Annotated in this window: 23 protein-coding genes; 11 read left to right on the top strand and 12 right to left on the bottom strand. The window is 66.5% G+C overall.

The genetic code is table 11. The annotated features are described in order from the left end of the window. Positions 1-627: sulfatase-like hydrolase/transferase (locus ON22_RS23215; RefSeq protein WP_043740531.1), on the bottom strand; the 627-nt coding region annotated here is incomplete at its 3' end. 494 nt (positions 628-1,121) lie between these two features. Between ON22_RS23215 and ON22_RS23210 the strand changes: the two genes are divergently transcribed. Both ON22_RS23210 and ON22_RS23205 read left to right on the top strand, forming a co-directional pair. Then, entirely contained in the window at positions 1,122-2,021 is a 900-nt protein-coding gene (locus ON22_RS23210; protein ID WP_051157984.1) for a formylglycine-generating enzyme family protein, read from the top strand. A 228-nt stretch (positions 2,022-2,249) separates the two neighbouring features. After that, positions 2,250-4,970, top strand: a complete 2,721-nt coding sequence (locus ON22_RS23205; protein ID WP_033242886.1) for a Tn3 family transposase — start codon at positions 2,250-2,252, stop codon at positions 4,968-4,970. Positions 4,971-5,117: 147 nt separating this feature from the next. Here the strand turns inward: ON22_RS23205 and ON22_RS23200 are convergent, their stop codons facing one another. Continuing rightward, positions 5,118-5,762 (bottom strand): class I SAM-dependent DNA methyltransferase, encoded by a 645-nt coding sequence (locus ON22_RS23200; protein WP_033242887.1) that lies wholly within the window; start codon positions 5,760-5,762, stop codon positions 5,118-5,120. A gap of 281 nt (positions 5,763-6,043) precedes the next feature. On the opposite strand from ON22_RS23200, the gene ON22_RS38115 reads away from it, so the two are divergent. Then, the gene (locus ON22_RS38115) at positions 6,044-6,982 is read left to right on the top strand and encodes a tyrosine-type recombinase/integrase (protein WP_231508313.1); all 939 of its coding nucleotides are present in this window, start codon (positions 6,044-6,046) and stop codon (positions 6,980-6,982) included. 58 nt (positions 6,983-7,040) lie between these two features. Here the strand turns inward: ON22_RS38115 and ON22_RS23190 are convergent, their stop codons facing one another. After that, entirely contained in the window at positions 7,041-7,577 is a 537-nt protein-coding gene (locus ON22_RS23190; protein WP_051157983.1) for a type VII secretion system-associated protein, read from the bottom strand. A gap of 335 nt (positions 7,578-7,912) precedes the next feature. Here ON22_RS23190 and ON22_RS23185 point away from each other — a divergent pair, with 335 nt between their 5' ends. Next, the gene (locus tag ON22_RS23185; protein WP_156052238.1) at positions 7,913-8,824 is read left to right on the top strand and encodes a hypothetical protein; all 912 of its coding nucleotides are present in this window, start codon (positions 7,913-7,915) and stop codon (positions 8,822-8,824) included. 161 nt (positions 8,825-8,985) lie between these two features. Here ON22_RS23185 and ON22_RS36835 read toward each other — a convergent pair whose 3' ends face one another. Further along, positions 8,986-9,129, bottom strand: coding sequence for a hypothetical protein (locus ON22_RS36835; protein ID WP_033242889.1), 144 nt, complete (start codon positions 9,127-9,129; stop codon positions 8,986-8,988). Between the two features lie 369 nt (positions 9,130-9,498). On the opposite strand from ON22_RS36835, the gene ON22_RS23175 reads away from it, so the two are divergent. Further along, a complete protein-coding gene (locus ON22_RS23175) occupies positions 9,499-10,386 on the top strand; it encodes a class I SAM-dependent methyltransferase (RefSeq protein ID WP_033242890.1) in 888 nt (295 codons plus the stop codon). 119 nt (positions 10,387-10,505) lie between these two features. Here ON22_RS23175 and ON22_RS23170 read toward each other — a convergent pair whose 3' ends face one another. Beyond that, positions 10,506-11,702 carry a tyrosine-type recombinase/integrase gene (locus ON22_RS23170; protein WP_033242891.1) on the bottom strand — a complete coding sequence of 399 codons (1,197 nt, stop codon included), beginning with the start codon at positions 11,700-11,702 and terminating at the stop codon, positions 10,506-10,508. 229 nt (positions 11,703-11,931) lie between these two features. On the opposite strand from ON22_RS23170, the gene ON22_RS23165 reads away from it, so the two are divergent. Continuing rightward, positions 11,932-13,059, top strand: a complete 1,128-nt coding sequence (locus ON22_RS23165) for a hypothetical protein (RefSeq protein ID WP_033242892.1) — start codon at positions 11,932-11,934, stop codon at positions 13,057-13,059. 60 nt (positions 13,060-13,119) lie between these two features. Here the strand turns inward: ON22_RS23165 and ON22_RS23160 are convergent, their stop codons facing one another. Then, positions 13,120-14,241, bottom strand: coding sequence for a winged helix DNA-binding domain-containing protein (locus ON22_RS23160; protein ID WP_033242893.1), 1,122 nt, complete (start codon positions 14,239-14,241; stop codon positions 13,120-13,122). A 103-nt stretch (positions 14,242-14,344) separates the two neighbouring features. On the opposite strand from ON22_RS23160, the gene ON22_RS23155 reads away from it, so the two are divergent. Continuing rightward, positions 14,345-14,707, top strand: coding sequence for an MmcQ/YjbR family DNA-binding protein (locus ON22_RS23155; protein ID WP_033242894.1), 363 nt, complete (start codon positions 14,345-14,347; stop codon positions 14,705-14,707). 6 nt (positions 14,708-14,713) lie between these two features. On the opposite strand, the gene ON22_RS23150 is transcribed toward ON22_RS23155, so the two are convergent. Both ON22_RS23150 and ON22_RS23145 read right to left on the bottom strand, forming a co-directional pair. Continuing rightward, entirely contained in the window at positions 14,714-16,666 is a 1,953-nt protein-coding gene (locus tag ON22_RS23150; RefSeq protein ID WP_174375621.1) for a S9 family peptidase, read from the bottom strand. Between the two features lie 125 nt (positions 16,667-16,791). Continuing rightward, positions 16,792-18,009 (bottom strand): TerC family protein, encoded by a 1,218-nt coding sequence (locus ON22_RS23145; RefSeq protein WP_033242895.1) that lies wholly within the window; start codon positions 18,007-18,009, stop codon positions 16,792-16,794. A 295-nt stretch (positions 18,010-18,304) separates the two neighbouring features. Between ON22_RS23145 and ON22_RS23140 the strand changes: the two genes are divergently transcribed. Further along, entirely contained in the window at positions 18,305-18,952 is a 648-nt protein-coding gene (locus ON22_RS23140) for an HdeD family acid-resistance protein (protein ID WP_051157982.1), read from the top strand. Positions 18,953-18,991: 39 nt separating this feature from the next. Next, positions 18,992-19,531 carry a hypothetical protein gene (locus ON22_RS23135; RefSeq protein WP_033242896.1) on the top strand — a complete coding sequence of 180 codons (540 nt, stop codon included), beginning with the start codon at positions 18,992-18,994 and terminating at the stop codon, positions 19,529-19,531. A gap of 34 nt (positions 19,532-19,565) precedes the next feature. Here ON22_RS23135 and ON22_RS23130 read toward each other — a convergent pair whose 3' ends face one another. Together ON22_RS23130 and ON22_RS23125 are read right to left on the bottom strand one after the other, a co-directional pair. Further along, a complete protein-coding gene (locus ON22_RS23130; RefSeq protein WP_033242897.1) occupies positions 19,566-20,057 on the bottom strand; it encodes an SRPBCC family protein in 492 nt (163 codons plus the stop codon). A 142-nt stretch (positions 20,058-20,199) separates the two neighbouring features. Continuing rightward, on the bottom strand, positions 20,200-20,736 hold the full coding sequence (locus ON22_RS23125) for a winged helix-turn-helix transcriptional regulator (protein ID WP_051157981.1): 537 nt from the start codon (positions 20,734-20,736) through the stop codon (positions 20,200-20,202). A gap of 59 nt (positions 20,737-20,795) precedes the next feature. Between ON22_RS23125 and ON22_RS23120 the strand changes: the two genes are divergently transcribed. Then, complete coding sequence (locus ON22_RS23120) at positions 20,796-21,440, top strand: dihydrofolate reductase family protein (RefSeq protein WP_033242899.1); 645 nt, start codon at positions 20,796-20,798, stop codon at positions 21,438-21,440. Positions 21,441-21,515: 75 nt separating this feature from the next. Here the strand turns inward: ON22_RS23120 and katG are convergent, their stop codons facing one another. Both katG and ON22_RS23110 read right to left on the bottom strand, forming a co-directional pair. Continuing rightward, positions 21,516-23,699: a catalase/peroxidase HPI gene (katG, locus tag ON22_RS23115; RefSeq protein ID WP_033242900.1), complete on the bottom strand. Its 2,184-nt coding sequence runs from the start codon at positions 23,697-23,699 to the stop codon at positions 21,516-21,518. Positions 23,700-23,724: 25 nt separating this feature from the next. Further along, entirely contained in the window at positions 23,725-24,132 is a 408-nt protein-coding gene (locus ON22_RS23110) for a Fur family transcriptional regulator (RefSeq protein ID WP_425339828.1), read from the bottom strand. A gap of 170 nt (positions 24,133-24,302) precedes the next feature. On the opposite strand from ON22_RS23110, the gene ON22_RS23105 reads away from it, so the two are divergent. After that, positions 24,303-24,659 (top strand): hypothetical protein, encoded by a 357-nt coding sequence (locus ON22_RS23105; RefSeq protein WP_174375620.1) that lies wholly within the window; start codon positions 24,303-24,305, stop codon positions 24,657-24,659. The last annotated feature ends 590 nt before the right edge of the window (positions 24,660-25,249 follow it).

Here is a 25,249-nt window from a genome sequence, read left to right as displayed (position 1 = left end):
GTACTCGAGGGCCCGGTCGGTGATGTCGACGCTGAGGTGATAGCCCTCCTCCGGCGTCGAGGGCTGCTCGACGGGGTGATTGTCGTGCACCAGATCCGGATACCACTGGTTGGTCTCGGCGCCGAGGAAACCGTAGAAGCGCTCGAAACCGCGACCGACCGGCCAATTACGTTTGGTGGAAGCGAGATTCATCTCGTCCTCGGCGCACAGATGCCATTTGCCGACCATCGCCGTGCTGAAACCCTGCTCCACCAGAACCTCGGCCAGGGTCGCGCACTCCGGAGGAATATGGCCGTTGGCACCCGGGAATCCCACCGCGCACTCGCTGATGCACGCCATGCCGTTGGTGGTGTGATTGCGGCCGGTGAGCAGACACGAGCGGGTCGGCGAGCACAGCGCGGTGGTGTGCCATTGGCTGTAGCGCAGGCCTCTCTCGGCGATCCGATCGATATTCGGTGTCTCGATCGGGCCGCCATAGCAGCTCATGGCACCGAACCCGACGTCGTCGAGCACGATGTAGACGACATTCGGTGTACCCGGCGCTGCTTTGGGCTGTTCGTAGGGCCCCCAATCCGGGACCGAATCGCGGATATCGAGATTGACCACACCGCGGAATGGCGTTGCCATGGGCGCTCTCCTCACAGATGGACCCCCGTATGGATGGACCCCCTCGAAGAGTGATAACTGATAGTTATCTGATTCTTGACATACTGTCGCTGAGTTGTTGCCGAAGCTAACCGAGCCTCCGGGCCGGCGCGTATATCGACACCGTGCGACTACGACGTCGCGCGCGCGGTCGGGTCGTGCCCGAGTAGCGATATCGGCACGATATGCCGACCCTCTGACACGTTCGACCATACGCCTCAGCCGTGGCAAATACCGTGATAATTCTGAGTATTTCACCTTCGCTGGAGGAAAATCGGCATCACAGCAGTGTGGAAGATCTACGTAGATACGCGATACTCGTCGACGGATGGAGAGTGGGAAGTATGAGTGGTCGACCCGCGAACGGACTCCGAGGTAGCGACCATCGTCCGGCCACGATCAGCACAACCGGCGGTGATGCCGATAGTTCGCCAGCGGCCCCCGTCGAAGCTCGGACACTCGGTGGGCACGAGCAGATGGTGTGGATCGAGGGCGGCACGTTCACCATGGGCTCGGACAGCCACTACCCCGAGGAGGCACCGGCGCACCGAGTCTCGGTCAGCGGATTCTGGATCGACCCGCGCCCGGTGACCAACAGTGAGTTCTCCCGGTTCGTCTCCCGCACCCGCTACGTCACCGTCGCCGAGCGGACACCCACGGCCGCCGACTACCCCGATGCCGACGCCGATCAACTCGTCGCGGGCTCCTCTGTATTCGTCAAGCCGGATCGCCCGGTGCGCATGGACCACCCGTATCAGTGGTGGCATTGGGTTCCGGGCGCGGACTGGCGGCATCCGCAGGGGCCGGGTACCTCGGTCCGCAAACGGCCCGACCATCCGGTGGTGCATATCGCATGGGACGACGTCGTGGCCTACGCCGACTGGGCAGGAAAGCACATACCGACCGAGGCAGAATGGGAGTACGCGTGCCGAGGGGGCCTGGAACGCGCCGAATACGCGTGGGGTGACGACTTCGAGCCGGGGGACACGGTGATGGCCAACACTTGGCACGGCGAGTTCCCCCACCACCACATACGGGCCGACCGATACGAAGGGACCTCGCCAGTCGGTTCCTTTCCCTCGAATGGATACGGGCTGGACGACATGGTCGGCAACGTGTGGGAGTGGACCCAGGACTGGTACACCGCCCACCAGGGCCAAGAACATGCCTGCTGCGTCAACGTCGATCCGCGCGGCGGCACCGAGGAAGGCAGCCGCGATCAGGCGCAGTCGCTGATCGGGCGCCGCGTCATCAAAGGCGGCTCGCACCTGTGCGCCCAGAACTACTGCCGACGGTACCGGCCTGCGGCCCGCATGGCCCAGGCCGTGGAGACCTCGACTTCACACCTGGGTTTCCGGTTGATCATCCGGCCGTGAATCCACGGGGTCGACAAACCGGAATTCACATTCACTCGCGCACGCTGTTCAGCGCGAACTCGGTGATCCTCCGGCTGGGGGTCGCCGTAGTATCGGCCGAATTTCGGGCGGATATGGCGGAACCCGCTGTTAGTGGTGGGGTTTGAGGTTGTCGCGCTGCGGGATTGGGTTGTTGGTGCTTTGCTGGCTGGCGTCGTGGTCGGTCGGTGTGGTGGAGGGTGAGAGTTCGTGGCGACGCGGGTGTTCGCGGACGAAGAGTTGGAGCGTCTGCGGGAGTTCCCGGAGATCGGTCGGGAGGAGTTGTTCCGGTTTTTCACGTTGACGCCGGCGGATGTGGCGTTCGTGGATCCGGGGCGTGGTCGGGGGCCTGCGGATCGGTTGGGGTTGGCGATCGCGTTGTGCACGTTGCCGTGGCTGGGGTTCGTTCCGGATCGGCTGGTCACGGCGCCGCCGGTGGCGGTGGCACGGTTGGCGGGGCAGTTGGGGGTCGATCCGGTCGAGATCGGCTCCTACGGCCGTCGCGCGAAGACCCGGACCGAGCATGTGCGGTTGGTCGCGCGGTATCTGGGCTGGCGCAGCGCGGGGGCGATGGAGTTGAAGGAACTCGACGAGTTCCTGCTGGCGCGGGCGTTGGAGCACGATTCCCCGACGCTGTTGTTCCGGTTGGGGTGCGAGTTCCTGGTGGCGGCGCGGGTGATCCGGCCGGGGCCGGTGACGGTGATCGAGCGGGTCGCGCACGCTCGCGCCCAAGCCCAGGCCGAGACCTACGATCGGCTCGCCCACGAGTTCACTCCCGAGCGGTGCGCGCAGTTGGACGGGTTGCTGGTCAACGACGCTTCGATCGGGATGTCGCGGTTGCGGTGGCTGTCGACCGGGCCGGTGGAGGCGTCCGCGTCGGCGGTGCGCGCGGAGGTGGACAAGCTGGGTTTCCTGCGCGGTCTCGGCGCTGATGAGCTGGATATGTCGGTGCTTCCGGCTGAGCGGCGCCGGTTCCTGGCCACGATGGGGCGCCGGTTGACCGGCCAGGCGCTGGAGCGTCGTGACCCGCAGCGACGGTATCCGATCCTGCTGACGGTGCTGGCGCAGTCGGGCACCGATGTGCTCGATGAGGTGGTGGGGTTGTTCGATCAGGCGATCTCGGCGAAATTCGGTGCCGCCGAACGCCGGATGCAGCAGGAGCTGGCCGAACGCGGCAAGACTGGCGAGGACCGCCAGGCCCTGCTCGACGATCTCCTGGCGATCGTCACCGACCTCGGGATCGGTGACGAGCAGATCGGCGGGCTGATCCGCGGTGAGCGTATCGGGTGGGAACGGCTACGCGCGGCGATCGCGCAGGCCAAGCCCCGACTTCCGCGTGATCACGGGCATCTGGCCGCGCTCGACGCCTCGTATTCGTATCTGCGCCAGTTCACTCCGGCGGTGCTCTCGACGGTGCGGTTCGCGGGCGGGACCGCGGCGACGGAGTTGCTGATCGCGGTGCACATGCTGCGCGAGTTGAACGCGACCGGCGCCCGCAAGGTCCCCGCGGAAGCCCCGACCGGGTTCGTGCCCACGAAATGGCGCGGCTACCTCGACGAAGCCCGCAAATCCGCGAGCGCCACCGCGTATCGGCACTATTGGGAGCTGTGCGTGCTGCTCGGGTTGCGCGACGGGCTGCGTAGCGGGTATGTGTTCGTGCCCGGCTCACGCCGCTACGCCGACCCGGCCGCCTACCTGCTCACCGCCGAGCAGTGGGAGCCCCAGCGGGGCGAGTTCTGCCATCTGGTCGGCAAATCCGCCGACCCCGCCCAGGCGTTGGCGGCGGCGACCGACGAACTGCACACCGCGGTCGCCGAGCTGGAGGTGGTCCTGGCCGGCGGTGACGGCCCGGTCCGCCTCGACGAGGCCGGGGATCTGGTGATCTCGCCGCTGACCGCCGAGGACGTCCCGGCCGAGGCGATCGCGTTGAAGGCCGAGCTCACGGAAATGCTGCCGTTCGCCCCGATCGTGTCGCTTCTCATCGAGCTGGACAAACGCACCCGCTACCTGGACTGCTTCACCCACGCGAGCGGAAAACAGGCCCGCACGCCGGAATTGAAACGCAACCTGATCGCGGTCCTGCTCGCCTATTCGACCAACCTCGGACTCACGCGGATGGGTGAGGCGTGCGGGACCACCTACGACATCCTGGCCTGGACCAACGCCACCGATCTGCCGATCACCGAGCACGCGACCGACACCCACGGCGTCACGCTGGTGAACTTCGGGCTGTTCGACCTGCTCGGGATGCAGCTCTCGCCCCGGATCCGGGACCTGGGACGCATCACCCTCTACCGGCCGGGCCCGCGCGCCGACGCCGAGGCGCGGTTCCCGCGCACGGGCCCGTTGATGACGCGCAAGCTGAACACCGAGTTGATCGCCGAACACTGGGACGACCTGCTGAGGTTGGCGGGATCGCTGAAGTTCGGGCACGCCACCGCCTCGCTGCTGGTCGGAAAACTCTCGGCCTCGGGCCGCCAGAACGCCCTCGCCGCGGCGCTCAAGGAATACGGGGCGCTGCGGCGCACGATCTACGCCGCGAAATACCTCGCCGACCCGGACTACCGGCGCAAGATCTCGCGCCAGCTGAACAAGAGAGAATCCCTGCACGCGCTGCGCCGCGACCTGCTCTACGCCCACGAGGGCATGATCCGGGCGCGACACCTCGACGGGCAGACCGAACAAGCCTGGTGCCTCACCCTGGCCACGAACGCCGTGATCGCCTGGACCACAGAGTATTACGGTCTCGCCGTGGAGCAGATTCGGCGGTCCGGCCGCCGAATCGATGACGATGTGCTTGCCCAGTTCTCCCCGGCGCACAGCGAGAACATCAATTTCTTCGGCGCGATCGAGGTCGACATCGACGCCGAACTCGCCGCACTCGGCCCAACCGAATATCGGCCGTTGCGGGTCCGCGACACCCTGTTCTGATCGCCGCCGCGGGCGGGATTCACAGGGCTTGCAGGGTGTAGAGCGCGGCCGTGGTCACGACGGTCGCGCCGAGGGCATAGCGCAGTGTCGGCGTCCATCTCGGGCATCGGCTCCGGATCCGACTGGCGAGCCCGACATATGCAGAAGTCAGGACTTACTGCGTGCGAAAAGAATCGCTTGCTGAGCTTTCGCATCCGGGTCGAGCAGCATCTGGGCCTCGACCACGAATCCGGCCTCGCGCAGCCAGGACGCCACCTGGTCCGGCTGACGGCGGTGGACATGGACCTTCATCGGGTGACCGCCATAGCCCTCCGTCTTCAACAGCGACTCGTCGCCGACGTGAAACAGGAGTTGCAACGGTCCGCCGGGACGCAATGCTCGGTGGAAGCGCCCGAATACAGTCGGCACCTCGTCGTCTGGGATGTGGATCAACGACTGCCAGGCGAGCAGGCCGGCCACCGAAGAGACGGGCAGGTCCAGTTCCGTCATCGAGCCCACCTCGAACCGCAGGCCGGGGTGGTCGCGCCGGGCCACGTCGATCATCGCCGGGGAGAGGTCGATACCGAAGGCGTCGACACCGAGCTCATGCAGGTGGGCGGTGACTTCACCGGGGCCGCAGCCGACGTCCGCGACCGGTCCGCCGCCGGCGGCCCGCACGCTGTCGGCGAACAACGCCAGAGCCGCGCGAAGGTACTGGTGTCCGGCGAGGGCGCCGCGCACTTGGTCGGCATAGCTGACCGCGACCGTGTCATAAGAGGTTCGGGTGTCGGCCAACCAGTCATCCGTGGTCATGACCGGCACGATATTCCATGATCACGACCTCGTGGACGGCCGACGCAGACAGACCGATCATCGGCCCGCCGAGTGGCCCGGAACTCCGCCGCGTTTCCGCGGACCGCAATGCAGGAGAGCGGGGGTCGAGGAGCATTTCCGCCCGATCCGGCGCTAAGGAGTTACCGCAGACAATCGCCTATTATCTGCGGTAACCTCGGTGGCGGGCTGGCGCTATATCCGGTAGTGAGCGGGGTGACTCCGTAAATTATCTGCGGTAGTGCCGATCGGGGTCCGTAGACTTGGCGGAAGGGCTGATCGTGGGACAGGTGCGGGCGCTGCCGGCGCGGGGTGTGCGGTTGAAGGACGCGGTGGCGAACTACCTCGCGACGGTCCCGAGCGCCAACACCCGTCGCGGTTACGCGATTGCCCTCGACCAGCTCGTGCGGGATTTCGGCGCCGATTCCGATGTTGGGCTGTTGGAGGCCGAGCGGGTCGGCGGCTGGTTCACCTTCAAGTGGGGTGGCCGCTCGGCGCAGACGTTCAACGTGCGCCTGGCCTCGCTGCGCGCGGCGTGCGAGTATTGGCGCAAGCAGGAGTGGCTGGTCGGTGATCCTCTGGTGCGGTTGGTACCGCGGAAGGTTCCGCTGGATCATTCCCGGGCGATGACCCGCGATGAGGTCGCACAACTGCTGGCGGCCGACGTGCCGCTGCGTGAGCGGGTGTTGTGGACGATGCTGTACGAGACCGCCGCCCGCGCCGATGAGCTGCTGATGCTCGACATAGGAGATCTGGACACCGCCAATCGGTGCGGCACCGTCACCCGTAAAGGCGGAGCCCGCGATATCGTGGCCTGGCAGAGCGGCACCGCCCGCCTACTGCCCAGGCTCCTCGCGGCCCGGAAGACCGGGCCGGTGTTCCTGACCGACCGCAAAGCCAAACCCGGTGTCGCCGCGGGCGATATCGACCCGGCGACCTTGCGCGGGCGGTTGTCGTACCGGCGGGCATTGGAACTGTTCGAGCATCACACCAGCGACTTCCCACGAGGACCGTTCACTCTGCACCAGCTGCGTCACTCCAAGCTCACCCACGCCGCCGAGGACGGGGCGTCCACACCGATGCTGATGCGGATGAGCGGGCACACCTCGATACGGTCCCTCGGGAAATACTCACGCCCGTCGGCCGAAGCGCTGATCCGCTGGCAAGCCCAGACCGACCCCGCTGCCCGCCGCCGACGCTGAGGTCGATGGCGAGGTCTTCGAGCATCCAGCCGGGCGTCTCGTTACCGCGTTGTTCGTTTCAGCTGTGCTCGTCTGTCGTGGCGGAACGGAGAGTGTCTGTTCGGAGCCGGAAGGGAGCGGCGCCTGAGGGGTTGAGAAGAACATCGGCGGCGGGCGGGATGATGTCGGTGAGTTTGCTGCCGTGGACCGGAGTCCACCGGTCGACGTCGATGTGTGCTTTCTGTGGCTCGGCGGTGGCGACGACGACGCAGGGTGTCTTGTCGGGGGCGGTGCCCAGCAGTGGCTGGTTGTGCACGTCACAGCCGATTTCCACGAGCGAGTCGCGGATGGTGTTGACGAGTTCGGTGCCGAGTTGTCCTCCGGCGGCGATGCGGCGTAGTAGGGCGTCGATCGGATCGGTCGGCACGGTCGGGGCGCTGGGGCGGTAACGCGGATTCGGCCGAAACGGTCCCGTGCTGCCGTCGTCGTGTAGCTCCCAGCCACCCACGATGACATCTGCGGGCGGGGAAGCGCCCGGGCCGGCCTGGTCCCATCCGGGATCGATCAACACGAACCAGTTGTTGTGCCGGACAGCTTCCGGTGGCGGATTCCCCACAGTTCATCGTCCTTATCTCGGTTCCAGGTCCTGCACCGCCACTGTCTCATGACATCCTGCCCGGTGAGCCGGACCAGGCGTTGCCCGACGCTGTCTGAACGGACCGGCACCCGATCTCTCGACAGCCCGGCGCATGAGCCGCGGTCGGTCACTCGACGCGACTCCAGCACCCGACCTACGATTGCGCGCCCGGACGTTGCGCACGTAGCCTGAGGCAATGCCCAGGTGGTGCCTGATTTCTGCCTTTCGTGTGAGTCGGTGACGCGGGTGCGATCGTCCCATGGTGTGCGGAGGGTGGAGGCCATGGCATTCTTGCCCAATCCCCAGACCACACCGTGAGCGGTGTTGCCGGTGGGCTGTCGATCGGCGCGGAGCCGGCCCGAGTGATGGTCGAGGCGACCGAGCTGATCGCACGATCGATCAATGACGGCGCTCGTGCCATACACAACCGGGCCGGCGGTCTTGCAGCCGGGGTCCGCGGTGCTGCGCACGGCCCTGAAAACGCCGATGCAGTCGGCGCCCACATCATCAACCGGTACAGTTTCAGCTCCACTGACGACCAGGGCGCCACCCACTACTTCCAGGACATACGTGTCGAACCGTTGGTGGATCACGAGGGCAGAACGGTCGGAATTTCGTTCCCGACCAAAAGCGCAGCGGAACAAGGCGTTTCGGACGAGGAAGCCTATTCGACGTGGGCGCGGATGCCGAACCAGCTGGCCGAAACCGAATTCTTCCCCGGGCACCGGGTCACCCCAGCTGACGGGGGTGAACCCTATTGGGAGGACACAGGACCTTCCCAGCGGGCCCCATGGGCCGATGACGCCAGGGACGGGATGCTGTATGTGCACGCGCACGCAGGCCCGGACGGGTTCAGGATACTGGCCAACGCCGGTACCGAAACCGATCCCGACTGGAAACTTCTGGCACTTCCCGGGGGATCATTCGGGCAGTTCCTTGCGGCGAACGAGGATCTGCGAGCCGCTTCCCTCGCAGGACCGGACAAACCGCTGATGATGCTGGCCTGCACTGTCGGTAACCCGGTATACGCTCACGCCGAGCAGGCGGCAGAAGTCATCCACCGCGCCGGTATGAACCACGACGTGTACGCCATGGTCGGCATCAACTCTATTCGCTACAAAGCCGAAAGAGGCACAGCGGAAATCGGTGCGGAAGTGCCGGACGGCACCATGCCCTCCGATGCCATTACCGTCATCCGCGCCCCGAACCGGCCACCCGCGCCCTGACGAAAACCGGAACGTTGATAGGGCACGCTGGGCAGTTTCCGCGGCCCTCGTCGCCGGCATCCCCGCCGCAGTGGCAGCCCTGGCTCCCACTCGCAGTCCGCCCCGAGCGATCGCTACCCTCTCGGCCACTTCACCTCGCCCAGCGGTGGTGAGGCCGTGACTCAATCGTCCCGCTCGGGCGCATTGGGATCCCGTAGCGGCCGGTGGGTGCCGCCGAGGTCGGGTAGGTGGAAGGCATAGTGGCCGTCGATGCCGATATGGGTGCGGATGAACGCCGACAACCGGGCCGAGTCCTCATCGCGCACCGGATGAGCCCGTTCCGGGAAGTTCGCTCGGCTTTCTGGTCAACGCGGGCCTGGAGGCTTTCGTGCAGGCGGCGGCGACCGAGATGCTGCGTGGCGTTCGCCTGAATGCGGTCAGCCCCGGTTGGGTGCGCGAAACCCTGCTCGGCTCGGGTATGGATCCGGCTGACGGTATCTGTCGCCCGGGTATATCTGGACGCCGTGGAGGGCATCGTCCACGGTCGTGTGCTGTCCGTGGGCATGCCGTGACCGCACCTGCTCCTCCACCGCGGCCCACCCGGCAGTGACGTGACAAGCCCCTCGGCAGATTGCTACGGCAAGGCCGAATCGGCCAGAGGGGTTGCGGTAGCGATCGCCGGTAGCTTGTCGAGTATGGATATCGAGGGACCCAGCCGGACAGCGCTCGTGACTGCCTACGCTCGTGCCTATCATCAAATTTTCGACCGGCCGAGGATTCTCACCGATCCACTGGCGACACGTCTGCTGGGTGTCGGTGTGGACGAGCTGGCCGAATTGGGCCGGCCGGCGGCCGATCGTGCTGGTGGCGGCGGTCTGGGTGTCCTGCGGCTGGGTGTCGGTGATCGGCCGCGCCGCCTGTTCTTTGCTGCTCGTGCTCGTTTCGCCGAGGATCGTGTGGCCGAGGCCGCCGCTGCCGGCGTGGAACAGGTCGTTGTCCTCGGCGCGGGCCTGGACACTTTCGCTTACCGCAACCCGCATCCCGGTCTGCGTGTCTTCGAGGTCGACCACCCCGCTACTCAAGCGTGGAAACATCAACGCCTCGCCGAATCCGGTATCGACCTGCCCGAGCGGGTGACTTTCGTGCCGGTCGATTTCGAAACCGACACACTGGCAACACGATTGGAGGACACCGGATTCAGCCGGACCGATCCGGCCGTTTTCGTGTGGCTCGGTGTCGTCTACTATCTGACCCCGGACGCCGTTCGCACCACCCTCGAATACATTGTTCGCCAATCCGAGCCGGTCGAGGTGATCTTCGACTACCTGCAGGCGGCAGATACCAACAAGGATCGTGCACAGCTGCAGGCGCGCGCCCATCGAGCGGCCGCTGTCGGCGAACCCTGGTTCAGCTATTTCACTCCTGACGATATCGCCGCACAGCTGCGCACGCTCGGCTTCACCGACATCGAAGACCGCCCCGCCACGGACCTCATCACTGGTTATCTTGATGGTTCCACGGAATTCGCGGGTGAACCACCCGAGGCACTGCGCCCGGTACGCGTACTGCGGGCGAGCCGCTGAGGGTTCCCCGCCAGTTTCTTGCCGGCACGGCGTCCGGCCGACCGGTCGCTGGTGATTCTGGAGACTCTGAGTCGTTCGCGCCTGCTGTTCGGGCGGGCCCTGCTCCGTCGGTATCCCTGTCAGAGTCCGAGTTTGGTGACGGCGTTGTCGGCGAGGGGGTCGGCGGTTCTGATGTAGCGGTGGACGGTGCGGGGGTTGCTCCAGCGGCCTTGGCGCATGATTTCACGGTCGGCGGCGCCGCCGAGGGCGGCTTGGGTGGCGAATCCGGCGCGCAGGGAGTGGCCGGAGAAAAGGGTGGGGTCGAGTCCGGCGCGGGCGGCGTAGCGTTTGACGATTTCGGCGACGGCGCGGCCGGAGAGTGCGGTGTCGCCGAGTCCGCCGTGCCGGTTGACGGCGGGGAACAGGGGTTGCGCGGCAGTGAGCCGGGGGTCGGGGTGGTAGCCGTGGCAGCGGTGGATGTGGGGTTCGGGCGCGGGTAGTTCGTCGATCCAGGTGCGGACGTTGTGGGGGTTTTCGCTGTGCACGGCGAGTAGGCGTAGCCAGTCGGCGCAGGCGCAGATGGGGCAGGTGTGTGCTTGGCTGCCGCGGGGCAGGGCGACGTGTTGTTCGGTGATGCCGGTGGGGTCGGTTTTGGTGGTGGGCAGGTGGATCAGCAGAAGTGGTTCGCCGGTGGCGTGGTCGGTGCCGAAGTGGATATCGGCGATGCGGAGGGCGGCGAGTTCGCTGCGGCGGAGGGCGCCGGCGAAGCCGAGGAGTAGGAGCAGGGTGTCGCGGCGGCGGGCGGGTTCGCCGGGCCAGCCGGGTTCGGGGAGGCCGGTGAGGAGTTCGCCGAGGGTGTGCAGCAGGATCGGGCGTTTGCGGTGGGGCCGGGTGCGGCGGGTGCGGCGGATTCCGCGGAGGGTCAGGCGGACGACGTCGCTGCGGGTGGGTGCGGGGAGTCCGTTGGCGGCGTGGACGGCGGCGATGGCGGCGGATTTACGTTCGAGGGTGGCGGGGCTGTAGGCGTGGCGGCCGTTCGCGTTGCGGGCGTCGGCGGCGGCGGCGAGGTAGACGGCGACGTCGAGGGGGTCGGCGGGGAGGGCGGTGCGGTTTTCGCGGGTGCACCAGGCTGCCCAGGCGATCCAGTCGGTGCGGTAGGCGCGCAGTGTGTTGGGGGATTGGGAGGCGGTGAGGTAGCGGCCGAGTGCGGTGGCTTGTTCGGTGTCGAAGCGTTCGCGGACGTTGCGTAGTGCGGCGGTGTCGACAAGGACGCTGGTGACGCCGCGGCGGAGTTCGGTGCGCACGGTGTCGGGTAGGTCCACGGCTGGTTCGGTCACTGTTCTCCTCGTCGGTAATTGCGTCACACAATCCGTTACGTTTGTAGTGACGTAACGAAACGTATTGATCGGGAACGAATCTTCCGCAACCCTACCTGCCTAACCTCCGATAATGTTCACTTATCGGAGGTTAGGACCGACTGCGTCCTCAGGGACCCGAAACGCCCACTTCGCGTTTCGTTTCGTGTCATTCCGTTTGATTTAACGAAACAAACGCTACGATTTTCGGGTGCCGACAACCTGCAACTATCCCGGCTGCACGCAGCCGATCCCACGCCCCTCCGGCCCCGGCCGCCCCTCGGAATACTGTGACCGCCCCGAGCACACCCGATGGCGCGCCTGGCGCGAAAGGCAACGGCTACAACAGGAAGCCGAACCCCATCCCGATTCCGTCACCGTGACGCAAACCGGCCCGGTCACTGCCGCCCGGCTCCGCGCCGACGAACTGCTCACCCAATTCCGCACCCTGGCCGAACAACTCGGCACCACCCTCAACGCCGCAGTAACCGAAATGTCGACACTGGCCGACCCCTCAGCAGCCGAAGCACAAGTCCAAGCCGTACAAGCCGACGCCGCCCGCCGTATCGCCGAAGCCGAAATGGCCGCGGCTGCCGCCGAACAGGCACGCCGCGACGCCCAGCAGGCACGGATCCACGCCGAGGAAGCAGCCGAGGACGCGGCAGCCACCGCAGATACTGCCGACGCGCGCATCGCCGAAGCCCGATCACAGGTCGCAGCCGCCGAAGCCACCCGCGACGACGCACTTCGCGAAGTGGAAACCGTCACCACTCGCGCCGCGGATGACGTTTTCGCGGCCCGCTGCGCGGCAGAGGAAGATATCCGGGCCGCACGGAACGAGGCCGCCGCGGAGGTCGAGCGGGTTCGCGCCGAATGCGCCGCGGAAATCGACCGTGCCCGCCACGCCGCCGACGCCGATATCGAACGCGCGGACCGGGAGAACACCCAGAAGGTCAAGGCCGCCACCGCCGACCGGGACCTGGCCCTGCAGCGGGCCGCCGATACCGAGCGCGCCCTGGAACGAGCCGAACGGGCGGCCACCGAACGTGAGGAAGCAGCCCGGGAAGCGCGCACCGAATTGCAGCGGTTGCGGACCGAATACGATACCGTCCGGCAGGATCTCGTCGATGTCCGTCGCGTCGCGGCCGCGGATCTGGCCGCCGCCCGCGCCGAGGCCGCAGCCGCCGTCGAGCAGGTGCGTACTGAGACTGCGCAGCGTATCGAGGCACTCGATCAGGCGCGGACGCAAACCTTGGCCCGTGCGGAACGTGCGGAACAGCAACTGGACACCCTGCTGTCCGAACGGGCGGCGCCGCACCCACAACCGGATCCCGTGTAGAGGCATTGCCTTCGCAGGATCACGTCCATTCCCGGGGGCCGGCTCAGCGCGGCCCAGGGTTCACGTTCGTTGCCGGGGCCCGTCGAGGACGACATCGCAGGTCTCGGCGCCGGGGTCGGTGAATGCCAGCAACCCGTGGGCTTCCTCGGTCACTGCCGCCGCGTCTTCTGCGGTGAACGGGCGACCGTAGGGCCGGATAGTGATGGTCGCCGTTCCGGTGCCCCGGGTGATCGTCCAGTCTCCTGCGGTGAATCCGTCGAGCAGCAGGATCTGCGGGGCGGGTCGCTGGGTGCGGTATCCCTGCCGGCTGTATTCGTCGGTGATCACCCGGGTCCGGTCCGCATGGGAGAGCAGCAGGTTGTCGAAGTCGTACAGAAACCTGGGCGGGGCCGGAGTATCGCGGTCCGGGCGTACCGCGTCGGGGAGGTCGAACAGTTCCTGCCCGTGCTGGTCGCGGAAAACCATGAGTTCCGGCCGGATCCGGTCCACGATCTCGCGCAGCCTGGTGAGGCCGGACCACATCTGCACGTCCTTCACACCGGCCGGGCCGAAGGCGGCCAGATACCGCAGAATCATCTGTTCGAGTGAAGCAGTGCTCGTCCGGTCCGCGCCGAGCCATGCATCGGCGGTGGTGTGTGCGATGGGCCCGCTACGTCCCCACACGCCGCGTGGCGGCACCTGCACCAGCGGCACTTGGTTGCGGATGGCGTAGACCAGTGAGGCGGGTGCGCGGCCGGGCCACCGCTCGGCGAGTAGTACGCCGAGCTGCTTGTTGGTCAACGGTTCCGCCGCGAGGAGCTCGATACCGTCGGCGACCAGTTTCGCCATATCGATACCTTCGATCGGTGTGCCGTGGGTGTGGTTGCGGTAGAGGTCGCGATCCAATACGGGTTGGATCAGTGGCCGCAGCGCACGCGCATCCTGCGGGGTGACCAGGTGAATCGTTGAGCGCATCAACGCGATGCGAATCAATGTACGGGCGGTGAGCAGGTCGGCGGCCTGTTCGGGGACGAACCCCGACAGTCGTGACCACAATCCGACATACCAGGTGTGCGGGGTCTGGGCTTGTAACCCGACCAGATGCTCCACCGCGTCGACGACCGGCAACTCGGAACGCCGTAACAGCAGCTGCCGGTCGAGCGTCGCGCGATTGAGCGCCCGGCGGTCGAGGACTCGGGTCATCAGCGGAAACCTTTCGACAGAACAACGGTGTGGTGGCGCGACGCGACGCCACCACACCCGTGGCTGCCCGGTCGAACGTGTTCCAGAACGCTACCGTGCCCCCATGGCCGAGGACCCACTGTCACATCTACGCCGGCTGTGCACCGCGCTGCCGGAAACCACCGAACGGCTCAGCCACGGCGAACCCACCTGGTTCGTACGCGGGAAGAAAACGTTCGTCAGCTACGCCGATCACCATCACGACGACCGGCTGGGTTTCTGGTGCGCGGCCCCGCCGGGCGCCCAGGAGGCGCTGGTGGCGGCGGAACCGCAGCGGTTCTTCCGCCCACCGTATGTGGGCCACCGCGGCTGGCTCGGGGTGTATCTGGATGTTCCGGTGGATTGGGCGGAGATCGCCGAGATCGTCACCGACGCCTACCGGGTGGTGGCGCCGAAAACGCTGGTGGCTCTACTCGACGAGCTGTAGCCGGTTCTACGGGGTTGCGCCGCCGGTAGCGGTCACCGCCGATTCCTGCTCGGGGCTGCGGCCGCCGAGGTGGCGGGCGAAATGCTGTTCGATCGCGCGATACAGCAGGACCTGGTTTTCCGGGTTGTCGAAGCCGTGTCCCTCGTCCTCGGCGACCAGGTACTCCACGGGGACACCGCGTTCACGCAACCGGGCGACGATATTGTCCGATTCGGCCCGCACGACGCGGACATCGTTGGCGCCCTGGGCGACCAGTAGCGGGGTGCGGATTTCGTCGACCATGGTGATCGGTGAGCGGGCCAGCATATCGGCTTCCTGCTCGGGGATTGCGGGGTCGCCGACGTAGCGGTACCAGTTGTTGACGCTGTAGGCGCGGGTGAACGGCGGCAGGGTGCGCAGGAAGTTGGCGAGATCGGAGATACCGACGTAGTCGACAGCGGCGGCGAAACGGTCTGGGGTGACGGTGACCCCGACGAGGGCGGCGTATCCCCCGTAGGAGCCGCCGTAGATGCCGATGCGGGCCGGGTCGGCGTACCCCTCGGCGACAGCCCAGTCGACTGCGTCGATGAGGTCGTCGTGCATCGCACCGGCGAATTCACCGATCGCGGCCGTGACATGGCGTTTCCCATGGCCGAGCGAACCGCGGAAGTTCACCTGCAGTACCGCGTACCCGCGGTTGGCGAGGAACTGCACATCGTTGCTGTACCCCCAGGAGTCGTGGTACCAGGGCCCGCCGTGCACCACCAGTACCAGCGGGAGGTCCCGCGGCTCGACACCGACCGGCAAGGTGAGGTAGCCGTGCAGCGGCAACCCATCACGGGCCGGGAAACCGACGGGTTGCATGGGGGCCATGGTGTCCGGGTCGCGGTCCGGGAAGGAACGGAACAGCAGGCGGGCCTCGCCGGTGGTGTTGTCGTAGAACCAGGTGACGCCGGGGTCGCGGTCGTGGACGAAGGTGGCGATCCAACGCTGCCCGGAGTCGTCACAGGACAGGGTGCCGAGCACACCGTCGGACAGTTTCTGCAACTGGGCGTGGATTTCGGCGAAATGGGGGTCGAGGATCTCGATATGGGGGCGGTCGGCCACGAAACGGGCGGCGAGGATTTCGCCGGTGCGCCGATGGGTGTGGACCGGCGGCGGGAGCACGCCGGGCAGCATCATCCCGCTGAGATCCAGGTCGTGACCGTCGACGGCGGCGACGACGGTGTCCTCCCCGGTCTCATGGTCGATGCGTACCAGTCGCAGGTCGTCGCCGTCCTGGAAGGAGCCGACGAGCAGGCCTTTGCCGTCGGCGGTGACCTGCTGGGGGTGAATACTCATCGGGTGCTCGGCGCCACCGAGCCGGCGCAGCGACCGTATCGCCCCGGTGGGGTCGATCGCGGCGACCTCGACCGCACCGTCGGCGGTGAGCGCGGTGCGGAACACGGGCGCACCGGCGCGGTCGAGCAGTACGGTGGCTGTCGGATCGTCCTGTTCGAGATGCAGGGTCGTTTCGCCGGTGGCGACGTCGATGCGGAAAATGTCGAAGAACAGTGGGCGCCGGTTCATGGTGACCAGCACACTGCCGGGTTTCGACGGCAGGTCCTCGGCGCCCACCACCCGTGACCCCGGGTCGAGGGGAGTGAGATCGACGGCGGGCGCTGCGGGGTCGTCGAGGTCGACGCGGAAGAGGTGCCAGTCCTCGTTACCGTCGGTGTCCTGCAGATAGAGCAGCCAGCGCGGGTCGTCGGTCCAGTGGTAGGTGGTGATCCCGCGGCGGGTGTCGTGGGTGACGGGGACCGCGTCGTCGTGGGTTGCGTCGATACCGCGGACCCAGACGTTGCGGCGCCCGCGGTGTGGGGCGAGGTAGGCGATTCGGGTGCCGTCGGGGGACATCGAGGGGTTCGCGAACTCCGGGTCGGCGAAGAAGGTGTCGATATCGATCAGTGCCGGCCGCTGGTCGGTCGGGTCTCCGGTCATGGTCACTGTGCACTCCGCTCTGTTCCGGGTCACGCTGTCTTCACCGACTCAACACTGTGACGCAAGGGCATACTCAACCCTGTCGCAGCGTGTTCCCGGCCACGTTGCACTCCGAGAACCCGGGCTTACATGCGCAGTGGGAGCCCGGCTTCGATCCGCGCGATACGGTCGGCGTGCACGAGATGTGCCCGTTCGAGCAGCGCGACCAGTTCGGTTTCGCCTTCGCGGATCCGCCGCCGGTATTTGGCGGGTAGCCCGGCGAGTGTTTTCTCTTCGCCGAGCATCTTGCTGTAGGTGCGTTCTCGCAGTTTCTGATCGGCTTCGTAGCCGAGGTCGAGGTAGCGGGTGGCGTGGCGGCGAGCGTTACCGACGGCGGTTTGCGCGCGCCCGGCGGGGCTGAGCAGGGACGCGACGACGGTGACCACCAGTATCAGCACGATGAGGGCCAGTGACAGGCCGGTGGAGATCTCGGTGACCGGTACCGGTTCGCCGTGGTTGATGAACGGGACGTTGTTTTCGTGCAGGGCGTGCAGAACCAGTTTGACGCCGATGAGGGCCAGGACGGCGGCGAGACCGAAGCCGAGGTAGATGAGGCGGTCCAGCAGCCCTTCGAGCAGGAAGAACAGTTGGCGCAGGCCGAGCAGGGAGAACGCGGTGGCGGTGAAGACAATGAACACGTTCTGGGTGAGTCCGAAGATGGCGGGGATGGAGTCGAGGGCGAACAGGACGTCGGTGCCGCCGATGGCGACCATGGCGAGCACCATCGGGGTCATATGGCGGCGGCCGTCGATGGTGGTGAACAGTTTGTCGCCGTCGTAGATGTCGCTGGTGCGCAGGAAACGCCGGGCCAGCCGCAGGACGATATTGTCGCCGGCGTGGCTGTCCTCCCCTTCGGGGCGGAGCATGTTCCCGGCGGTGAGGAGCAGGGCGGCGCCGAACAGGTAGAACACCCACGCGAACCGGTTGATGAGGGTGGCGCCGACGAAGATGAATCCGGTGCGCACCACGAGGGAGAACACGATGCCGACGAGCAGCACCTTCTGCTGGGCGACGCTGGGGACGCGGAAGGTGGTCATGATGATGAGGAAGACGAACAGGTTGTCCACCGAGAGCGCTTTCTCGGTGATGTAGCCGGCGAAGTACTCCAGGCCCATATCGGATCCGCCGAACCCCCACACCGCGAACCCGAAGGCCACCGCGACACCGATATAGGCGGCCGACCATACCGCGGCTTCGGTGAGTGACGGGGTGTGTGCGGTGCGGACGTGGAAGAAGAAGTCGAACAGCAACAGTCCGGCGATCAGTGCGAGGGTGCACCCCCATACCAGCGCGGGAACGGTCACGACGGTCTCCTGACTGGTGCCCTCGATACGTGTCTCGCTGCGACTGTAGTGCCCGGACCGGGCCGGTGGCGCGGTTTACCGCGCGGTGTCGCCGGGCCCGGCGGTGTCGATCCGGGCCCGTACGGTGACCCGGTTCGCGCCGGGATCGTAGGCGAGCGGCGGCGGGTGCACGGCGGCCGCGGTTCCAGGGCAGCGCGCGGCCGCCGGTGATAGGAGCGGCCCGGCGGGCGGTCTGCGACAGGCGGGTAACGGCAACCGCTGGGCAATCGGGCCGACCGGCCCATATCATTCAGCTATGCCGACCTACGAGGAAGCGGGGGCCGCTCCGGTGTTCGGTCACGGTGTACGTCAGACAGTGCTGGCGATGGGGGTGTGTTCGGTGGTGATCGGGGTCGCGACGGTGGTGTGGCCCGATAAATCGCTGGGCGCGGTGGGGAATCTGTTCATGTTCTCGCTGCTGTGCGGCACGGTGTCGTTGGCGACGGTGGCGTTCGGTAGCAAGCTGGGCCGTTTTCCGCGGACTCTGTTGTTCTTGGCGGCGGTGGTGTCGCTGGTGACCGCGACGCTGTGTTTCCGGGCGGGGAACTGGACGCTGCTGCTGGCGATGTGGCTGGGGTTGGCGTGGTCGGTGCGGGGTATCGCGCATGCCGTGGCGGGAGTGTGGGACGACGACGAGGTGACCGGGCAGGGGAAACAGGAGCTGTTCGGTCTGGCGACGTTGGCCGCGGGTCTGGTGATCGCGGTGGCCCCGTTCGACAGTATCGAGATGCTGGCTGCGGTTGCGGGTTGTTGTATGACGGCGTTCGGTGCGCTGGAGGTGTGGACGGCGCTGCGTTCACCGCTGGCGGTGCGGTCCCCGGAGTCGGATGCGTTGACACCGGAGCAGCATCTGACGTCGGTGATCGCGAGCGCGGGAGGTTCGGGGGGACGCGCCTCGGACTGAACCGCCGGATCGGTCCGGGTTTCGCTACTCTTTCCTGCTATGGCGATCATTGCGAGCCATCGGATCATGCGCCTGCGTGCTCTTATCGAGCACCCCAATACCGGGGCCGACGAGCGGGCGACCGCGCAGCGGATGCTGGATCGGCTGCTGGCCCGTAGTGGTGGCGCGCCGGTCGGTGACCGCACCTACGGCGACCGTCATCACCGGGTCGGTAAACATGCGGATCTGCCGGCGGTGGCGGAGATGATCCGGGCCGATATCGCACTCGGGCGGATCATGTTCGCGCCGCAGACGCGGGTGGGTGAGCCCGCGATCCGTGACCCGCTCGGCGATGCGCCGGTGCAGATCGAGATCACCGTGGCTCTGCCGCATCACGCGTGTATCGATATCACCATCGACCAGGTGCCGCGGGAGTGGGGCTGGGTCGTCGAAGACGGTATCGAACGGGTCAGCCCGCAGTTGCAGGAGCTGGCGACCGAACTGGCCGATATCATGAACGGCAACAACTTCGACGGCAGCGATATCGCGAAACGGTTCTTCGGCCGGGTCCGTATCCCGGAGCTCACTTTGGTTTGGTAGATGCCGGCGGCCGGGCCACGCGTCGGACGCCGGATCAGTCCGTTGTTTCGCGGACGTCTTTTCCCTGCTCGGCGAATGCTTTGAAGTCCTGCATATGCTGTTGCGACTGCTTGCGGAAGGCGCCGGGCATCAGAAATACCATCAGCTTCATCACAAAGCCGTCGAACCGGTATTCGTTCTCGCACTCCCACAGCGTCGTTTCCGGGCCGGCTTCGGTGAGCCGGTCGCGCACTGCGCTCCACATGCCCTGGCCGACGATTTCGCGGTCGAAGTGAACGACACTCGTTTCCGGGACCTCGCGAAGGTCTGCCGGTTCCCGGCGTGTGATGGTCTCGGTGCACTCCATCGTCCGCCCGCTCGACTCCATCACGACCCGCGATGTGGTGCCGAGCTGCCCGTGCTCTCCGCTCAACGGTTCGTGCAGTACGACGCCGCGCAGCCATTTCGGTAGGTGTGCCGGGTCGGCGAGCAGTTGGACCACCTTCTCTCGCGGCAGGGCGATCTCGATGGAGTCGGTGTATTTCATGGGCGCATCGTTCTTTCCTTGAAGTCAGGGGCAGACGTGAGGTCTCCGGTGGGATGCCAGAGGATGCGATCTCTGTGCGATCCCGGGTGCGTCGATGAGCTTACGCAGGGTGTGGGCAGCCCTGTGCCGCCGATACGTCTGCTCAGGTGTTGCGGTGTTCGGAAGTCTGGGCGATCTTCTGATAGGCGGCGGTCAGTTCGGCCAGCACGCCGTTCTCGGGTGCCGGGTGCCGGTGCAGGTGGATGTCGCGGAGTTCGTTCATGAAACGCTGCCCGAGTTCGGGTCCGCCGTCGGCGAGCAGGCGGGCGCGGATGGCGAGTTCGGGGGTGGTGGGTAGCCAGCGTGCACCCCAGGCGCCGAGTTCGGTGATCAGGGGGACGAGCTGGATCGCGGCTTCGGTGAGGTGGTATTCGACTTTCTGCCGGTGGCTGGGGTCGTCGTCGCGGGTGAGCAGTCCGGCGTCGACGAGTTTGGCGAGGCGGGCGGCGAGCATATTGGAGGCGATTCCTTCCATGGAAGCACCGAGCAGTTCCCGGAAGTGGGTGTTGGTGCTGAACATGAGGTCGCGCAGCACGATCAGGCTCCACCGGTCGCCGAGGAGTTCCATGGTCATGTTGATCGGGCAGCCGGATTTGCCGGGCGTCACGGGTAACACCTCCGGAGAAACTGGTTGCATCATGAGATCAGTCTAGGTTAGGTTCACAACCAGTTGCAGAATGAAATCAGAAGGAGCCGAGGATGAGCCCACTCGTACGCGTACAGAATTTCACCGTCTCCGCCGACGGCTACGGAGCCGGTACCGGCCAGAGCCTCGATCGGCCCTTCGGCCACGCGGATCCCGGAGCCATGATGGCGTGGGCGGGCGCCACCGCCAGCTGGCCCAACCGCACCGATCCCGGCGGCACCCGCGGCCTCGACGACTACTTCACCCGCGATTTCGCCCGCAATATCGGCGCGGAGATCATGGGCCGTAACAAGTTCGGCCCGCAACGCGGCCCGTGGGAGGACTACGACTGGCAGGGCTGGTGGGGCGGCGAACCCCCCTTCCACACCCCCGTGTTCGTCCTCACCCACCACCCGCGCCCGTCGTTCACTCTCTCCGATACGACCTTCCACTTCCTCGACACCACTCCGGACGAGGCGTTGAAACAGGCCTTCGCCGCCGCGGACGGTAAAGATGTGCGGATCGGCGGGGGAGTGACGACCGTCCGCGAATTCCTGGCCGCGGACCTGATCGACACTCTGCACGTCGCTGTCACACCCAACGATCTCGGCGACGGCGAACGCCTCTGGGAACGGCCCGAGGAACTGCTCGACCGGTTCCACCTGGAAAAGGTTCCGAGCACCCGCGGGGTCGTGCACCACCTGTTCTGGCGCCGCTGAACAGCACGATGCCCCGGGCATCCGAAGACACCCGGGGCACGTTGTCCGGCTACCCGGTAGACCGGGTGCGCGGGATCAGGCCAGGTCGAACCGGTCCGCGTTCATCACCTTGTTCCAGGCGGCGACGAAATCGTGCACGAACTTCTCCTTGGCATCGTCGGCCGCATACACCTCGGCGACGGCGCGCAGTTCGGAGTTGGAGCCGAACACCAGGTCGTAGCGAGTGCCGGTCCATTTGACCGCGCCGGTCGCGGCATCGCGGGCCTCGAAGGTCTCCTGGGTTTCGTCGGTGGATTTCCACTCCACACCCATATCGAGCAGGTTGACGAAGAAATCGTTGCTCAGGGCGCCGACGTTGTCGGTGAGTACGCCGTACTTCGACTGCTTGTAGTTGGTGCCCAGGACGCGCAGGCCGCCGACCAGCACCGTCATTTCGGGTGCGGTGACGCCGAGCAGGTTCGCGCGGTCGATCAGCAGGTGCTCCAGCGGCAGCCGGTGGCCCTTGCCGATGTAGTTGCGGAAACCGTCGGTGCGTGGTTCGAGCACCGCGAACGAATCCACATCGGTCTGCTCCTGCAGAGCGTCGTTACGGCCCGGGGTGACCGGAACGGTGACCTGCACACCGGCTTCCTCGGCGGCCTGTTCGACACCGGCGGCGCCGGCGATCACGATCAGGTCGGCAAGCGATACCTTCTTGCCGCCGGTCTGGGCGGCGTTGAACGATTCCTGGATCTTCTCCAGTGCACCCAGCACCGTGCCCAGCTGCTCGGGCTCGTTGACATCCCAGCTCTTCTGCGGTTCCAGCCGGATCCGGGCACCGTTGGCGCCGCCGCGCTTATCGCTGGAGCGGAATGTCGATGCCGACGCCCAGGCGGTGGACACCAGCTGCGGCACGGTCAGGCCGGCGGCCAGGACCTGCTTTTTGAGTGCCGCGATATCGGCGTCGCCGACAACCTCGAAGTCCACGGCGGGGATGGGGTCCTGCCAGATCTGGATCTCGGCGGGGACCTCGGGGCCGAGATAGCGTTCGATCGGGCCCATATCGCGGTGGGTCAGCTTGTACCAGGCGCGGGCGAACGCGTCGGCGAACTGCTCCGGGTTGTCCTTGAAACGGCGCGAGATCGGCTCGAATTCGGGGTCGAAGCGCAGCGACAGGTCCGTCGTCAGCATCATCGGCTTTTTCTTCTTGCCCGGGTCGTGGGCGTCGGGGATGATCTCCTCGGCGTCCTTGGCGACCCACTGGTTGGCGCCCGCGGGACTCTTGGTGAGTTCCCATTCGTAGCCGAACAGGATCTCGAAGAAGTCGTTGGTCCACTGTGCGGGTTTGGTGGTCCAGGTGACCTCCAGGCCGCTGGTGATGGCGTCACCGGCCTTACCGGAGGCGTGGGCACTCTTCCAGCCCAGACCCATCTGTTCGATGGCTCCGGCTTCGGGTTCGGCGCCGACGAGGTCGGCGTCACCGGCGCCGTGAGTTTTGCCGAAGGTGTGGCCGCCGGCGATCAGCGCGGCGGTTTCCTCCAGGTCCATCGCCATCCGGCCGAAGGTTTCCTTGATGTCCACGGCCGCGGCCAGCGGATCCGGGTTGCCGTTGGGGCCTTCCGGGTTGACGTAGATCAGGCCCATCTGGACCGCGCCCAGCGGGTTCTCCAGGTCGCGTTCGCCGCTGTAGCGTTCGTCGTCGAGCCAGGTGGATTCGGGGCCCCAGTAGACGTCCTCGTCGGGTTCCCACACGTCGGCGCGGCCGCCGGCGAACCCGAACGGCGTGAAGCCCATGGTTTCGAGGGCGACGTTGCCGGCGAAGATCATCAGGTCGGCCCAGGACAGTTTTTTGCCGTACTTCTTCTTCACCGGCCACAGCAGCCGGCGGGCCTTGTCCAGGTTGCCGTTGTCGGGCCAGCTGTTCAGCGGAGCGAACCGCTGCTGACCGCCACCACCGCCGCCACGGCCGTCGATGGTGCGGTAGGTGCCGGCGGAGTGCCAGGCCATCCGGATCATCAGCGGGCCGTAGTGGCCGAAGTCGGCGGGCCACCAGTCCTGCGAGGTGGTCAGCACCTCGGTGATGTCCTTGCGGACCTCGTTCAGGTCGAGGGTTTCGAAGGCCGCGGCGTAGTCGAAGTCGGGTTCCATCGGATCCGAGGCGGGCGCGTTCTTGCGCAGGATCTTCAGGTTGAGCTGGTTGGGCCACCAGTCACGGTTGCCGGCACCCGTGGTGGGGTGTTTGGCCGCGAACGGGCACTGGCCTGTGGTGGTCTCGGACACTGCTTTCCTTCCGGTTGACAAGGGGTCACTGCGGGCTGGACGACATGGAGCAGGTGGGGCACAGGCCCCAGTAGACGACCTCGGCTTCTTCGATGGTGAAACCGTGGTCGTCGGCGGCGGTCAGGCACGGCGCCGCTCCGGTGGCGCAATCGACGTCGGTGATGGCGCCGCAGGAGCGGCAGACGAGGTGGTGGTGGTTGTCGGCGACGCGGGTTTCGTAGCGGGCCACCGAACCGGTGGGCTGGATACGGCGCAGCAGTCCCGCGACGGTCAATGCCCGCAGCACGTCGTAGACGGCTTGCTGGGAGACGGCGCCCAGGGTGGCGCGTACCTGCCCGATGATCGTGTCGGTATCGGAATGTGGGTTGTCGTGTACGGCGTTCAGCACCGCGAGCCGTGGGGCGGTGACACGCAGCGCGGCGTCGCGCAGCATGATCTCGAACTCCGCGGTCGTGGGCACGGCAGGAAGCTTACCGCTTTTCTGGACTCAATCAAGTATCAGTATCTATCCAGAAAAGGCCCGGAATTGCGGTCCGGCAGGTACCATCCGCGCAATACCGACGGCGCGCGGGGGAGCCCGCCCCACTCAGGAGGTGGACGATAATGCGTCTCCCGATCTGCCGCAGGACAATCGCCACACCGGTCGTTCTCGCCGTTCTCGCCGCGCCCGCAGTCGCCGCCGTCCCGGCTGCCGCACAGCCCTCCTATTACGCCCCGGAGATCACCCCGTGCGATCACCTGTTCCGCAGCCCACTGGACGCACCCCGTCGCGGCACCGCGGTCTTCTGGAGCCCGTTCGGCGCCACCGGGATCGTCTGCTACGACAACGGGACGGGGATGGCCGACTACTACCAGCGCGACCCGTGGGGCGCCTGGCACGACATGAACGAGCTGACCCCCGGCCACTTCTTCTACAGCGTTTTCACCACCGGCATCCCCGACGCCGCGCAATGGCGCTGATCCGATATTCCGCGACGGCACCCGCACGCTCGTGAGGGCTCCCCAACCCCGCACAGAGCGCAGAAAATCGATACCCATTGCGCCCGTCCTCAAAACTTGCTTATCATTGCCTTCTCAAGCTGGTCGTCAGAACGCGAGCGCGCTCCGGCGACTGCCGGACCGGATATCGTCACCGACCGGTCGGGCGAAACCGATGAATCCTCCAATTGTCGGGGTTGCGGGGAATCCATAGCCCGAATTCGACGACAGTGCGGTCGCCGAATTCTGCTGGAACAAACTGGTACATAGGCACGCCACTTCCGAGAAGGCGATCCAGTGCAACCAATGAATTCCACGACGGTCCGCTTCCTGCCCGCCGCACCCAATACGGGGCCGAGACACCGCTGTGACCTGCGAACTTACTGCCCGCCGGGCAGGGGTTGCCAGAGCGCGCCACCGACGCGCACCGGGTCCGCCGGGAGTCCGCCCTGGAGTCGGGTTCGCCGGCAACGCCTCGTCCCGGGATTCACGGCCGCCCGTACCGATGACCGTCCGGTCATCGTGCGCGACGACTCGCGACCCTAGCCGCCGATAATTCACGACGGCCTTCT

Origin of the sequence: Nocardia carnea NBRC 14403 (genome assembly GCF_000308515.1) — a bacterium.
Classification (GTDB): Bacteria; Actinomycetota; Actinomycetes; order Mycobacteriales; family Mycobacteriaceae; genus Nocardia; species Nocardia carnea.
This window is presented reverse-complemented; position numbering and strand designations above follow the sequence as displayed.